13 protein-coding genes are annotated in these 14474 nt (G+C 37.3%); 1 reads left to right on the top strand and 12 read right to left on the bottom strand.

The features are described from left to right. Window positions 1–7: 7 nt before the first annotated feature. The gene (gene rlmD / locus GAB14E_RS03475) at window positions 8–1411 is read right to left on the bottom strand and encodes a 23S rRNA (uracil(1939)-C(5))-methyltransferase RlmD (RefSeq protein ID WP_033083993.1); all 1404 of its coding nucleotides are present in this window, start codon (window positions 1409–1411) and stop codon (window positions 8–10) included. Window positions 1412–1826: 415 nt separating this feature from the next. Here rlmD and barA point away from each other — a divergent pair, with 415 nt between their 5' ends. Further along, complete coding sequence (gene barA / locus GAB14E_RS03480; RefSeq protein ID WP_033083992.1) at window positions 1827–4670, top strand: two-component sensor histidine kinase BarA; 2844 nt, start codon at window positions 1827–1829, stop codon at window positions 4668–4670. 71 nt (window positions 4671–4741) lie between these two features. Here barA and GAB14E_RS03485 read toward each other — a convergent pair whose 3' ends face one another. The 11 genes from GAB14E_RS03485 to rpoE form a co-directional block, all read right to left on the bottom strand. Beyond that, window positions 4742–4990, bottom strand: coding sequence for a hypothetical protein (locus GAB14E_RS03485; RefSeq protein ID WP_033083991.1), 249 nt, complete (start codon window positions 4988–4990; stop codon window positions 4742–4744). 121 nt (window positions 4991–5111) lie between these two features. Then, complete coding sequence (pdxJ, locus tag GAB14E_RS03490) at window positions 5112–5852, bottom strand: pyridoxine 5'-phosphate synthase (protein ID WP_033083990.1); 741 nt, start codon at window positions 5850–5852, stop codon at window positions 5112–5114. Between the two features lie 56 nt (window positions 5853–5908). Beyond that, complete coding sequence (gene recO / locus GAB14E_RS03495) at window positions 5909–6631, bottom strand: DNA repair protein RecO (RefSeq protein ID WP_231562104.1); 723 nt, start codon at window positions 6629–6631, stop codon at window positions 5909–5911. A 5-nt stretch (window positions 6632–6636) separates the two neighbouring features. After that, entirely contained in the window at window positions 6637–7554 is a 918-nt protein-coding gene (gene era, locus GAB14E_RS03500) for a GTPase Era (protein WP_033083989.1), read from the bottom strand. A gap of 3 nt (window positions 7555–7557) precedes the next feature. Then, entirely contained in the window at window positions 7558–8346 is a 789-nt protein-coding gene (gene rnc, locus GAB14E_RS03505) for a ribonuclease III (protein ID WP_033083988.1), read from the bottom strand. Window positions 8347–8384: 38 nt separating this feature from the next. Further along, window positions 8385–9317, bottom strand: a complete 933-nt coding sequence (lepB, locus tag GAB14E_RS03510; RefSeq protein ID WP_033083987.1) for a signal peptidase I — start codon at window positions 9315–9317, stop codon at window positions 8385–8387. A 79-nt stretch (window positions 9318–9396) separates the two neighbouring features. Further along, on the bottom strand, window positions 9397–11187 hold the full coding sequence (gene lepA / locus GAB14E_RS03515) for a translation elongation factor 4 (protein ID WP_033083986.1): 1791 nt from the start codon (window positions 11185–11187) through the stop codon (window positions 9397–9399). A 119-nt stretch (window positions 11188–11306) separates the two neighbouring features. Then, window positions 11307–11789, bottom strand: a complete 483-nt coding sequence (locus GAB14E_RS03520; protein ID WP_231562103.1) for a SoxR reducing system RseC family protein — start codon at window positions 11787–11789, stop codon at window positions 11307–11309. Then, complete coding sequence (locus tag GAB14E_RS03525; RefSeq protein ID WP_033083985.1) at window positions 11779–12819, bottom strand: MucB/RseB C-terminal domain-containing protein; 1041 nt, start codon at window positions 12817–12819, stop codon at window positions 11779–11781. Before GAB14E_RS03525 ends, GAB14E_RS03520 begins: the two co-directional genes overlap by 11 nt. A gap of 56 nt (window positions 12820–12875) precedes the next feature. After that, complete coding sequence (locus GAB14E_RS03530; RefSeq protein ID WP_033083984.1) at window positions 12876–13574, bottom strand: sigma-E factor negative regulatory protein; 699 nt, start codon at window positions 13572–13574, stop codon at window positions 12876–12878. A gap of 46 nt (window positions 13575–13620) precedes the next feature. Further along, the gene (gene rpoE, locus GAB14E_RS03535; RefSeq protein WP_231562102.1) at window positions 13621–14247 is read right to left on the bottom strand and encodes an RNA polymerase sigma factor RpoE; all 627 of its coding nucleotides are present in this window, start codon (window positions 14245–14247) and stop codon (window positions 13621–13623) included. Window positions 14248–14474 lie beyond the last annotated feature (227 nt).

Genomic DNA, 14474 nt, shown 5'->3' with positions numbered 1-14474 from the left:
TTAAATATTATTGAGTGAATAATACCATAGTCTCAACATGCTTTGTTTGTGAAAACATATCCATCAAGGACATTTTATCTAGCTTATACCCTTGAGCAATAAGTATTGCACTATCTCTTGCTAATGTTGCAGGATCACAGCTGACATATAAGACTGTAGATATTTTTAATTTGGCAATTTGACGCACAGCTTGCTCTGCTCCTGCTCTTGCAGGGTCGAGTAATACCTTATCAAACACATGTTCTGTAGCCCAAGACTCTAATAACCAATCACTATTCAAGTCAGCCTGATAAAACTGGCAATTATCAATAATATTAAACTCTGCATTTTTACTGGCTTTATCAACCATCACTTGCACACCCTCAACGCCAGTAACAATTTGTACTTGTTTTGCCAGTGCTAAGCTAAAATTCCCCAAACCACAGAATAAATCTAAAACTTTGTCAGTGGATGATAAATTTAACCAAGTAAGGGCCTGACTAATCATGGCATTATTCACTTGATGATTAATTTGAATGAAATCGCTACTGGCAAAGTAAATTTTACTTTTATCTGCTAATTCATAGGAAAGAACTAAAGAGCTATCCTTTTGAAGAGGGACCAACGGGAACTGCTTGTCACCATCATCAACAATGACATGCCAGAAGTGTTGCTGGGCATTAGATAACCAAAGCTCAATATCAGCTTTATTCATAGGCCTCAGTTGTCGAATAACCAGGATAATTTGATTATCTTTTTGTATTTTACCTTGCGAGTCTGAATCTATAATATCGGCTTGAATGGCTTCTATATGACCTATGGCAGACTTTACGGTAAGTTGTGCCATTATTTTTTTTAACAAAGGAAAAATTTTATTCAGTGGCTCAACTAGCACAGCACAAGACTTGATTGCGGCTAATTGATTAGTGGACTTTTGTCTAAAGCCAATGGTAACTTGGCCTTTTTTGTCAAACTGAACACCTAACCGGGCCTTACGACGATAATTCCAAGGGCTACTTTTTATTGGTGCTTGCCAAGGCAGATCTTGTTGTACTATTTTTTTTGCTATATTTTCGGCACTAAAACAGCGTGAGAAAAGATAGCTAACTTTCTGTTGTTTGAAATTCAACTGTTCTGTTATATCAAGTATTTGCAAGTCACAACCACCACAAAGACCGAAGTGAATACACTGAGGTTGTATTCTCTTATCACTTTTTTTAATTATAGAAATAAGTTTAGCTCGAGAATATTTACTTTTTTGCTCGATAACTTTCACCTCAACCTCTTCACTGGGTAAGGCGCCGAAAATAAATAGTGGTTTATTTTGCCAACGAGCAACACCTACTCCATTCATGTCAAGTTTATCGACGCTAACAGTCAATAGTTGCTTGGAGGTTTTCGGTTTGACTACTGCTTTAAAAAAATTTGCCATTTTCACCCTAAAACTAACGCTAACTTTAATAATTACGAACCACTTTTTTGAAATATAGCCTCTCATCGATAATATAAATTTATCGCAGCTTATTGATTATACCAAATGGACTAATTTAGTGATCATTTTACGAGGCTTAAAAGCATGGCTTTGATTGCAGAGAATAGTAATTCTATGGTCAAAATCATAGTGCTGTATATCAGTCTTTTAAACTCGCCCTTAGTAAACTCATTAGCAAACTGATAACACATTTATCTTATTTTAAGCTCGCAAAAGTAACGCTAAGTTATACAATAAATTAATCTGTTTAGTATTATTTATGTTAAGTTGGATAATCGATTAGATAGCTAATTATTTCAGAGGCTATTTTACCCTAAATCCACCATGAAAGTTCAATAAAAAGTTCAACAAAAAAATGCATAAAATAAGTCTTAAAGACTGGGTTATCATACTCACTATCATCCCAACCACCTTAATCGGTTTTGGTTTAGCGAGTTATTTTTCTTATAGTCGCTCTGTTGAACTTAATGATTTCTTGGAACAGCGTGCAAAAAGCATCATAGAGCCGATAGCAATTGCTAGTAAAGACCCTTTATTAAATAACAATAGAGATAAACTTCGTCATTTAATCGGCTTCACCCACCGCAATCAATCAAGTATTGTTAATAGCATTGTTGTTTTTACCAAAGATAATCAAGTGTTTGTTACCAGTGCCTACCATGGTGATACCAATTTAATGAGGCTCAAAGCAGGTGTCGAACTACCCAGTCATACGAGTATTGAAACCATAGCTGATTATATTATCTTTAGAACACCTATCATTGATGAGAATTACACCCCTCGGTTAAATAAAAATTTTACTGGCAATGATAACGTGCAATTCGAAGCTTCCCCTAATAATAAGCCAACTCCCGTCGGTTATATCGCGATGCAAGTAGATAAGAGTCAACTCAACTTTCAACAACAAAGTCAGTTCTTAATCGCTTTTGCTTTTGCTTTGTTAGGTACATTACTCAGTGCTATTTTTGCCCTTAGACTCATTAAAAAAGTAACCAAACCAATAAACTCAATGGTTCAAGCAATTGAGCGTATAAGAGAAGGGAAACTACAAAGTAGGGTTAGTGGCCAACTCATTGGTGAACTAAATTTTTTAAAAAATGGCATTAATGCCATGGCGCAGTCACTTGATAGTTATCAAAACGAGATGAATGCTAGTATCGACCAAGCCACCATAGACTTACGAGAAAGTTTAGAGCAATTTGAAATACAAAACGTTGAATTAAGTATTGCCAAACGTAAGGCACAGGATGCCAACCGCGTAAAGTCAGAGTTTTTAGCAAACATGAGTCATGAGTTACGCACGCCACTTAATGGCGTCATTGGTTTTACTCGACAGGTGCTAAAAACGCCATTGACCGAAAACCAGCGTGATTATTTGCAGACAATTGATCGCTCTGCAAACAATTTATTAACCATTATTAATGACATTCTCGACTTCTCTAAGCTTGATGCCGGTAAAATGGTGATTGAAAACATCCCCTTTTCACTTCGAGAATCTTTGGAAGAAACCTTAACTTTATTAGCTCCTTCTGCTCATAAGAAAAACATTGAGTTATCAATAAAAATTCCGCAAAAGCTACCGGACTCACTTGTCGGCGATACGATGCGGATTAAACAAATAATCACTAACCTAATAAGTAATGCTATTAAGTTTACCCCACAAGGTTCAGTAGCCGTAGATATCAGTAGTGAAGAAATTAGTCAGAAAAAAATCAAATTAAAAGTCACAGTATCCGATACTGGTATAGGCATGACAGATAAGCAACAAAGAACAATTTTTGATGCTTTTACTCAAGCAGATCAAAGTATCACTCGTTTGTATGGTGGTACTGGTTTAGGCTTGGTTATTTGCCAACGACTTGCACAAGAAATGTTAGGTGACATTGGCTTTACCAGTGAAAAAAATCAAGGCTCTAGTTTTTGGTTTACCTTTCAATGCGAAGTTAATGCTATGCCATTAATGCTCGAGCTAGATAACCAGCATTTAGCAAATAAGACCGTACTCTACTTTGAAGAAAATGCTCATAGTCGAGAAGCAACTAAAAATATATTAAAACATTGGCAGATGAGTGTTACCACCGTAATTAATAGACATCAATTATCCCAAGTACTTTCTCATAGCAGTCAAGCACAAAGGGGCTTTGATTATGCACTTATTGGCCATAATCAAACAGCTACCGCTTTAAGCGAGCTGAAGAAAACAATCGCACAACTGCAACCAATAACTGACAATATACATCTAGCGCTCAATAATAGCTCACCTAGCTTGCAAGATGCGTTAATTGCCAGTGGTGCTATAAGCTGTAGCAGTAAACCATTAACATCAAGCAGTTTAAGCCGTGTGTTGCAGCCCCTAGTTAAAGCTGGCACACAAAGACTTACCCTTAATGCTCCTACGGGAAAAATATTACCGATAAAAGTATTAGCTGTTGATGATAATGAAGCCAATTTAAAACTGATAAATGCACTATTATTAGAGCAAGTGGCTGAAGTCGTAGTAACCGACAACGGCATTTCGGCGATAGAGCTTTGTAAAAAGGAAAATTTCGCACTAATTTTTATGGATATTCAAATGCCTGTCCTCGACGGTATTAGCACTTTAAAAGAAATTAGGAAATTAACCTGTAACGGTGACACACCTATTATTGCCGTTACCGCTCATGCGCTAAGTGGTGAAAGAGAAAAGATGCACCAGCAGGGGTTTAATGCCTATATGACTAAACCGATAGATGAGACAATGTTACGTCATATTATTTATGAATATTGTGATTTCAACCACTTAGTAAGCCCTGTAGGCAGCAAGACTGCCAATAACCTTATAGATCAGGCTGCACAATATTCAAAAGTAATTGATTGGCCTTTAGCGCTAAAGAGAAGCGCAAATAAAGCTGACTTAGCCAAAGAGATGTTCCTAGGATTAATAGAGAGCTTACCTGAAACACGACAAAATATACAAAAAGCAATAAATACTCAAGATATAGTTTCAATCAAACATTTAGTCCATAAACTTAATGGCGCTTGTTGTTATACAGGCGCACCAAACCTTAGCAAAATAACCAATCACTTAGAAACGCAGTTAAAAATGGGCTTAAACCTTGAAGATCTTGAGCCTGAATTTTTTGAATTTTTTGAACATATAGAGCAAGTACTTCTTGCAGCGCCTGAAGCATTAAAAGAAATATCAGTAAAGAGTCATTAACCCTGTGCTAAATAAAAAAGCAACAATATTGTTGCTTTTCAGAGGGACGATTCGCTTTTAATTAACTATAGTTAGCGAATGGTAATTGCTGGTGAAGTATCTATATCACCATCTTCAGAAATCACAGCGACACCACCGCTACATTGCAGTACTGCCAAACTTTGGCCGTTTATATTACGAACAAAGGTCAGTTCATAGCCAAATTTTCCTAAACTACTAGCAGAAAACTTTTGCGCTAATGATAACTTATTCCACCATACTGATTGCTCAGGAGCCTCCTTTCTACGCTCTAGCAATGGTTTCATCTGTGTTTGCATCATTTATCCTCATTTAAGTATATGCCGAATCCGTCCTACAGCTTATTCATTAAAGTGTAGACTATAATTTGAACAAATATAAATAAATGAGTTTTTAAATCACGATTGAATCTATAACCATAAATTAAGTGATTGAATTTCTAGCTTCCAACATTAACTGTTTCATATCTCTCACAGCCCGATCTAAGCCGTCAATTGCAGCACGAGCAATAATGGCATGACCAATGTTTAGTTCAATAATCTCTTTAATAGCAGCGATTGGTTTTACGTTAAAATAATTCAAACCATGACCAGCATTTACCTTCAACCCTAAACTATGCGCATACTTGATACCTATTGTTAAACGTTCAAGTTCTAATTGCTGTTCTGCTTCTGATGTAAGATCAGCATAATGTCCAGTATGAATTTCTATATAGGGCGCTTTACTGGCAAGTGCAGCATCAATTTGAGCTTTATCTGCATCAATAAATAAACTTACTGCAATGCCTGCAGCTGTTAATTTCTGTGTTGCCTGGGTAATTTTATCTAATTGACCAACAACATCTAAACCACCTTCTGTAGTCAGCTCTTCACGCTTTTCTGGTACTAAGCAGCTAAAAGCCGGTTTCACATCACAGGCGATGGCGACCATTTCATCTGTCACTGCCATTTCAAAATTCATACGTGTATGTAATGTTTGCTTTAAAACATGAATATCACGGTCTTGGATATGACGACGATCCTCACGTAAGTGAACTGTAATACCATCAGCCCCAGCATGTTCGGCAACACTTGCAGCATAAACAGGATCAGGGTAATTAGTACCGCGAGCTTGTCTGAGTGTGGCAATATGATCTACATTTACACCTAATAATAATTCTGTCATGTTAATCTCTTTTAATTTTTTAATGATTTATTAATATTTTCTGATGATATAAATAGCTAAACTTTTATGACTTTTTTCGCAAAAAGTTTACGGCTATTTAATGGCTTATTTCCCAATAACTGATTGATTACCTGTCGCATGAGTAATTTAAAGGTGTAACTAACCTCTTCGGTAACGTTATTTAAATAGAGAGATTCTCGTTGAGCAATGGCTTGTAAATGGACTTTATTGAAACAGTTAGTTCTATTTTTGGGTAATGCACTATATACCGGGACAAAGCCTTGCTCAGCAATATAATGAAAGTAACTAACATCGTGCTCAAATACCGGACTAAAATCAAAAGCTAGTCCTAACTCTTCTAGTAGTGCCAATTCAAACAAACGTAATTGTGGGGCAATATCTTCACCTTGTGCTAAGGCGCTTAATGCTGATTGATACTGATAAAACAACTGCTGACAAGTAATGTGTTCGGTTAACAAGCGAATCAGTAATTCATTGATATAAAAAGCACTAAATAAGCTGTTCTTTTTCAATGAAAATGATTTGGCAATAGAATCAATTTGGCTAATTTGTTTAACGTTAGCTTGGCCTTTCAACGTTAACCTTAGCGGTAAAAAAGGCTGGATTAAGCCTTTTTTTATCGAACGTTTAGATTGACCTACATAAACTAATGCGGTCACCTTACCATCCTGCTCAGTTAATAGATCTACTAACTGCTGATTTTCACGATAAGGTCGACTATGTAAGACAAATGCATCTTGTTCAAGCATCTGCCACATTCCAATTAACCTGAGTAATCATCACCATAACCTAAACTGCGTAATGCACGTTCATCATCAGCCCAACCTGATTTTACTTTAACCCAGGTTTCAAGGAAAACTTTACTTTCAAATAAATTTTCCATATCGCGGCGTGCTTCTTGACCAATGGTTTTTAAACGTTCGCCTCTGTTACCGATTACCATACGTTTTTGACTATCACGCTCAACAAGTATTAGGGCATTAATATGAATAATTCCCTTATCATCCATCTTAAATTGCTCTATCTCTACCGTGATAGAATAAGGCAACTCATCACCGGTAAAGCGGATAAGTTTTTCACGAATAATCTCAGAAGCCATAAAACGGCTAGAGCGATCAGTTATATGATCCTCTGGGAACCAGAAACCGCCCTCAGGAAGTGAGGCTAAACATAATTTACGAATGGTATCAACGCCATGGCCTTTACTCGCCGAAATAGGAACGATATCTTTAAAATCATGCAATTCACCTAGCTTTTTCAGATGTGGTAATAGCTCATCTTTGTCTGAGATGTTATCAGTTTTATTAACAACTAATATACACTGTGCACCACTTTGTTTTACTTTAGTCATGACCAGCTCATCATCTTGTGTCCAATGAGTACCCTCAACTAAAAACATGATTAGTTCAACTTCTGCAATTGAACTACTTGCAGCACGGTTCATTAATCTATTAATGGCACGCTTTTCTTCTGTATGTAAACCAGGAGTATCCACCAATACCGCTTGTCTATTTTCTTCGGTCAATATGCCTAAAATTCGATGACGGGTCGTTTGTGGTTTTTTAGAAGTAATACTAATTTTTTGCCCTAATAAGGCATTTAATAACGTTGATTTACCAACATTTGGGCGACCGACAATAGCAATTAAGCCTGCATAGGTATTTGAGGTATCGTTGTGCATAATTTATTTTCTCGTGCTGCTTTTTTTGCTTAAGTTACTGTGCTTACTATTAGTATGTCGGGGATTTACTGAATTAGCTTGCTTTGATGGTTTTTTTTTTACTTCTTTACCCTGTTCAATCAAGGCAAGTATTTGCTGAGCTGCTGCTTGTTCTGCTTTTCTTCGGCTCGTTCCTTTAGCAATCACGACTTCATTGATAATAGAAGTTTGACAACGAACTGTAAATTCTTGGTTATGAGATTGTCCGCTGGTATCAATTACTTCATAAGCTGGCAGAGGGATTTTTCTTCCCTGTAGAAACTCTTGTAATCGTGTTTTTGGATCTTTTTGTTCGTTTCCAGGTTTAATCACAGAGAGGCGTTTTTCAAACCAATTTAAGATAAGTGCCTTGCAGCGTTCGATAGTAGAATCTAGGTACACTGCGCCAATAATAGCCTCAATCGCATCTTCTAAAATAGACTCTCGACGATGACCACCACTTTTTAATTCACCGGGACCTAGTATTAAACATTCACCCAAATCAAAGTCTCGAGCAACTTCAGCTAAAGTAACCCCCTTAACTAAGCTAGATCGCATGCGAGTTAAGTCACCCTCATCATGTTTTGGGAACTGCTCATAAAGGGCCTCAGCAATAACAAAGCCTAAAATGGAATCCCCTAAAAACTCGAGTCTTTCATTATGAGCGCCTTTAGCACTACGATGAGTCAGTGCTTGTACCAGCAATGCCGGTTCACTAAATTCATAACCAAGTTTCTTGGTTAATCTGGCGAGGTTGTGTGGATTAACTTTCACGATAGAACTCTTTATGCCATGTAAAAAAATTAGCCATATTAAATGATAGCGCCAATACGATCGAAACGAACACCTGATGGTAACCACTGCGGTAAAAAACTGTCTTCGCTACGATCAAAATCAAAGCTCATCCAAATAGCAACAGCCTCACCGACTAAGTTTTCTTCAGGTACAAAGCCCCAAAAACGGCCATCTAAAGAGTTATCTCTGTTATCACCCATGACAAAGTAATGCTTGGCAGGAACTAAAAATTCATCCGGCGCTGTGCCTGATTGTTGAAAGTAATGCGCGACTCTAGGTAGAGTATGGCTATCATTTAGAATTTGATGACTCTTGTTAAGCATTTTGGATTGAAACTCATTCATACCGAACTCGGCATCTGGCCCTTCATACTTAGCAATAAATTCTTGCTGTATTTGTACAAATTCAGGGCATTTGGTATCACTATCGCTACAGGCTCGTTTAATATAAATGGATTTATTTCGATAAATGATACGGTCACCTGGCAAACCAATTACTCGCTTAATGTAATCAACTCTAGGATCTTGTGGGTACTTAAAGACAACAACATCACCATACTCTGGCAAGCCATTTTCAAGGAACTTATGCCTAAGAACAGGATCTTTCAAACCATAATTGAATTTATTCACCAGAATAAAATCACCATCAAGTAATGTTGGCATCATTGAGCCTGACGGTATTTGAAAAGGTTCGTAAATAAAAGAACGCAAGATCAATACAAAAGCAATAACAGGAAAAATTTGAACTGCTGTATCAACAATTGGCGACGGCTCGGTTAACGTTGCTAGTGCTTGTGGTGTTAACTCTGCTGCGGATAATTCCTTTGCCGAAACTTGCGCGGCAGCAGCTTTCAATTTACGTTGCGGTGCTAAATAAAACTTATCAGCAAACCAAACAATACCTGTTAATACTGTAATTATCACTAAGATAATCGAAAAATAAACGGCCATACTATTCCTATTTTTAATCCTATTAAGTCACGTTTAGCGGCAATACCTGCCGCTACTTTTTAAGTTAACTTAATAACCCTTAACTATCGAGTTTAAGAACAGCTAAAAACGCTTCTTGTGGCACTTCAACGTTACCTACTTGCTTCATACGTTTTTTACCATCTTTTTGCTTTTGCAGAAGCTTCTTCTTACGACTTATATCACCACCGTAACATTTAGCTGTCACGTTTTTACGTAGTTGTTTTACCGTAGTACGCGCAATAACATTGCTACCAATAGCAGCTTGAATGGCGATATCAAACATTTGACGATGTATCAACTCTTTTAGTTTATCCACCAACAAGCGTCCACGAGCAACAGAGTTTGCTCTGTGGGTGATCATAGCTAAAGCATCAACGCGATCGCCATTAATCATAACATCAACACGAACCATGTCAGCAACTTCAAAGCGGACGAAACTATAATCTAACGAGGCATAACCTCGACTGGTAGATTTCAACTTATCGAAAAAGTCCATAACCACTTCAGCCATAGGCAGTTCATAGGTAACAGCAACTTGATTCCCATGATAAATCAAGTCTTTTTGCACACCACGCTTTTCAATACAAAGGGTAATAACACTGCCTAAATACTCTTGTGGCACTAAAATGTTAGCTTGAACGATAGGCTCTCGAATTTCATCAATATTGTTGATTGGAGGTAAATCAGAAGGGTTATCTATCGAGATAACTTCACCGTTATTACAGGCTATTTCATAGTTTACTGTTGGCGCTGTGGTGATAAGGTCTAAATCATATTCACGTGCTAAACGTTCTTGAATGATCTCCATGTGTAGCATGCCAAGGAAACCAATACGGAAGCCAAAACCTAACGCAGAAGAATTTTCTGGCTCAAAGAATAGTGACGCATCATTTAAACTTAATTTATTAAGCGCATCTCTGAAATTTTCATAATCGTCAGAGCTTATTGGAAAAATACCCGCATAAACTTGTGGTTGTGCTTTTTTAAAGCCAGGTAAAGCCTTTGCCGTTTCTTTTTTACTGATAGTGATAGTATCACCTACTGGCGCACCATGAATCTCTTTGATACCCGCAATAATAAAGCCTACTTCACCAGCCCTTAAAATACCCGTTTCAGTTTGCTTTGGCGTAAATATACCCACTTTATCGATTTGATGAACTTGCCCTGTAGACATCACCAACATTTTATCGCCCTTTTTCACTTGGCCATTAATAACACGTACAAGTGAAACAACACCTTGATAATTATCAAACCATGAATCAACAATTAACGCTTGCAGAGGAGCATCTACATCACCTACAGGTGAAGGGATATTTTTAACGATTGTCTCTAAAACATCATCAATGCCAACACCTGTTTTAGCTGAACAAGTAACAGCATCAGTCGCATCGATACCGATAATGTGCTCAATTTCTTCACTAACACGCTCAGGATCAGCTTGTGGTAAATCAATTTTATTTAAAATGGGTAAAACTTCTAAGTCCATTTCAATCGCGGTATAACAGTTCGCAACCGTTTGTGCTTCGACACCTTGTCCAGCATCAACAACAAGTAGTGCACCTTCACATGAAGCTAAAGAACGCGATACTTCATAAGAAAAATCAACATGCCCTGGAGTATCGATAAAGTTCAGCTGGTAAACTTCACCGTCTTTAGCTTTATAATCTAAAGTAACACTCTGCGCTTTAATGGTGATGCCACGTTCTCGCTCAATGTCCATTGAATCTAGAACTTGAGCTTCCATTTCACGTTCTTGTAAACCACCACAATGCTGAATTAGACGGTCAGAAAGGGTTGATTTACCATGATCAATGTGGGCAATAATTGAGAAGTTTCGAATATTTTTCATAAAAGGCAGTCAAATTAAAGGCGTTAAAATAATATAATGACGTGATTTTAACGAATTTACTGCCTTGGGGCTATCTTTTGTTCAGATATCTTTTGTTTCAAGCCATAACAGCCTGATACTTATTTAGCTTGGGTTGGCAAAGGCAAGACTTCAATGATTTTAGGTTGTAATTTTTCGCTTTGCTTTCCTTGTTCTTGGTTAAACTTAGCAAACCTATATCCTAAATAACCGCCAAACAAGCCAAGACCTAAGGCAATAAGTTCATGGGGTACAATTTGCTGTTTATATAACCACTGCCCAACAGCAGAAAAAGCAATTAAACCAAATAATGGTAGTAAATATACTTGAGCTGCACTCGATAAAACATGTTTTTCAGGTAATGCTAATACCACACAATCGCCCTGTTCTAAGGTTTTACCAAACTTTTTAATATCGTAGGGCAAAGTTAAAGTCAGCTTGGCTTGTGGTAATGCTTTAGCAATTTGACCACTGCCACAGCTATCAACTTGGGCACAGCTACTACATGTTGACTTTATTTGACTTGTAACGGTTACTTGTCCTGCTTTATTAGCAACAACATTCGCCAGCTCTTTAATCATCATGAGACTCACTTACCGAGCCTTGAACACTGCTATTTCCATTCTTTTTTCTAGCGGGAACAATAGATTCAGCAATCTTTTTAGCCGTCACTAAGGGGATATTACCGACAACACCCACTTCAATCCCCTGCACAATATGATTAAAGACCATGGTGGCGCCATCACTTGCATACTCAGGCGCTCTAAAATTTTCTTGGCTAAGGTTAACATAAACTGATATGTCAACTAAGCCGTCTGAGAACAACATAAACTCAACCGCTTTTTCATCACCGCGATTATTACTGTTGAGATTATGATGATTTGATTTCACTGCACTAAAACCATGCGGCAGCCAATTCACTTGCCATGCAAAAACCTTACTTTGTTGCTGACGCACTAATTTAACCGCTTCAGGTAGCTCTGTTAATTGAAACTGTGCTAAATTTTCTGATAACTGGTCACTTACTTCTATGTGAGTAAACTGAATTTGTTCTAAGAGAAGCCCCTGGCGAGTCAATATTGCCATTTTTAATAGCAAGCCGGTTTGTTGATCAAGCCAAAGCCAATAACTATAACGATACTTATCTTTGGCAACAATACGAATAAGTTGAGCAACGCGTCCTAAAACTCGACTACGGCCAACAGAGATGAAACGGTAACTATCTTCGAGCTCACTGATATCACCACGAAAAATGGTAGGGATTGGACCTTTAACATCATTAGAAATAACGGAATAAGCTTCTTGTTCGGGTTCTATATAACTAACGATATCCCCCTTGCGTAATACATCACGACGCGGTCCGTTAAGACGAGTAAATATCTCTAACTCTTGATCATTTTCACCAAGACCATGTAACCAATGATAGGGCTCGGCTTGATTGCTTTTTACAACAACAAAAGAAGTTGTAAAATTAAGTTGATTTAGTGAAGTAGACAGGCGTTCTAGCCAACGTTTCGCAGAAGCCGTATCTGAAGATGTAGCTGGATTTGCTGCTGAAGTAGTTGCGGATACATTAAAGCTTAACAGCAATAACAATAGTGCCAATAATTTCATAGGTTCTCAAGAGTGATGGCTGAAAGTTTAATTATCAACTAATTCAGCCAATCAAGCTATTTTATATTACTACCTAATTTCACTTGTTGAGTATGATCTTTTAACAAAGCTTGTAAGCGGCGCTGTTGGGCAACTCTTTCTGCGGCTAACTGTTCGTTCATTACTTGTTGTGCTTGCAGCTTACCTTGCTGATTTTTCTGAAACTTAGTTGACTGAACACTAAAACTTACCGGATTAGCATACCCAGTTAAAGGTACAGTTTGTACTACCTGACTAGGAGTAATTGAAGAATTATCGCTGATGTTGTTTTGCACACCGACAATCATTAAAGCGGCAGCAGAAGCAGCGATAGCAACTTGCCCCATTGGCTTAACTAAAGCTGAAATCTTCGCTTTAAAACGGTTTGTTGCATCAATAACCCGACTAGTACTTTTTACCGACTCGCTTGTTTGAACAACTGCATCATTTGTCAATGGAGCAAAGCTATTCGAGGATGACTGTGTTGAAGAATTAGGCGACAATATCGTTGCTTCTTGAGCAATTGCTGCAGATATAGTTTTGCTTAAATCTAATTGTAACGATTGCGGTACTTCATCGCGTAACACATCACCTATTAAATGATAGTTTTGCCAAGTACTCGATAAGTGTTCATCCTTGAGCATATTATCAACTAGATGCGTATTAACACTTGTGTCTGTTGATGGTGAGTAGTTATCCACTAATGAAGATATTGACTCAGATTTAATTTCACTCATACATTTACCTTAAAATACACTTCGTTAAATATTATTTTACAAATGACTAATTATTTTTTTGTAACAAGGGTCTAATCTTCTTGTCGATCGCATCACGTGCTCTAAAGATTCGTGATCTTACCGTACCGACAGGGCACTCCATAATCGTAGCGATTTCTTCATAACTTAAACCTTCAATTTCTCTAAAGTTTATAGCTAAGCGAAGATCTTCTGGTAGTGATTCCATCGTGCTAAAAATAACTTTTTTAATTTCAGCGGTTAGCAAAATCTTTTCCGGAGAAGCATTCTCACGTAAAGCATCACCACCATCAAAAAGCTCCGCATCACCGATTTCAACATCACTACTTGGCGGTTTACGTCCAAGGGCAACACTATGATTCTTTGCACAATTAACCGCTATACGATACAACCAGGTATAAAAAGCACTGTCTCCTCTAAAGTTAGGGAGAGCTCTATATGCCTTAATAAATGCTTCCTGTACTATATCTGGCACATCGCTATGATTTTTAACATAACGACTCACTAAATTAGCAACCTTGTGCTGATATTTAGTAACCAGCAGATTAAACGCATTTTTATCACCACGTTGAACCCGTTCAACTAATTGTTGATCTATATTTGGTTCGCTCTTTTGAGCCATATCCTTTAACACTGACAATTGATTTGTACTCATATTTTTCACTGGCTCATAACAAACGCATAAAATAAGACTAACGTTTTACAAAAAAGTTCTTATTATTTTTGATCTTTTTTTAAAATTAGACTAATTGGCTTATGAAGCAGTGAGATTATTAATACCAGAAGCTAATTAATCGCTATTATCTGGCGGCTTATACCTATGTATTATAGAATACCTGAAACTCCTTTACTTATACTTTCGCTTAAACAGCAGAATTTAAT

Origin of the sequence: Colwellia psychrerythraea (assembly GCF_000764185.1) — a bacterium.
Taxonomy (GTDB): domain Bacteria; phylum Pseudomonadota; class Gammaproteobacteria; order Enterobacterales; family Alteromonadaceae; genus Colwellia; species Colwellia psychrerythraea_B.
This window is presented reverse-complemented; position numbering and strand designations above follow the sequence as displayed.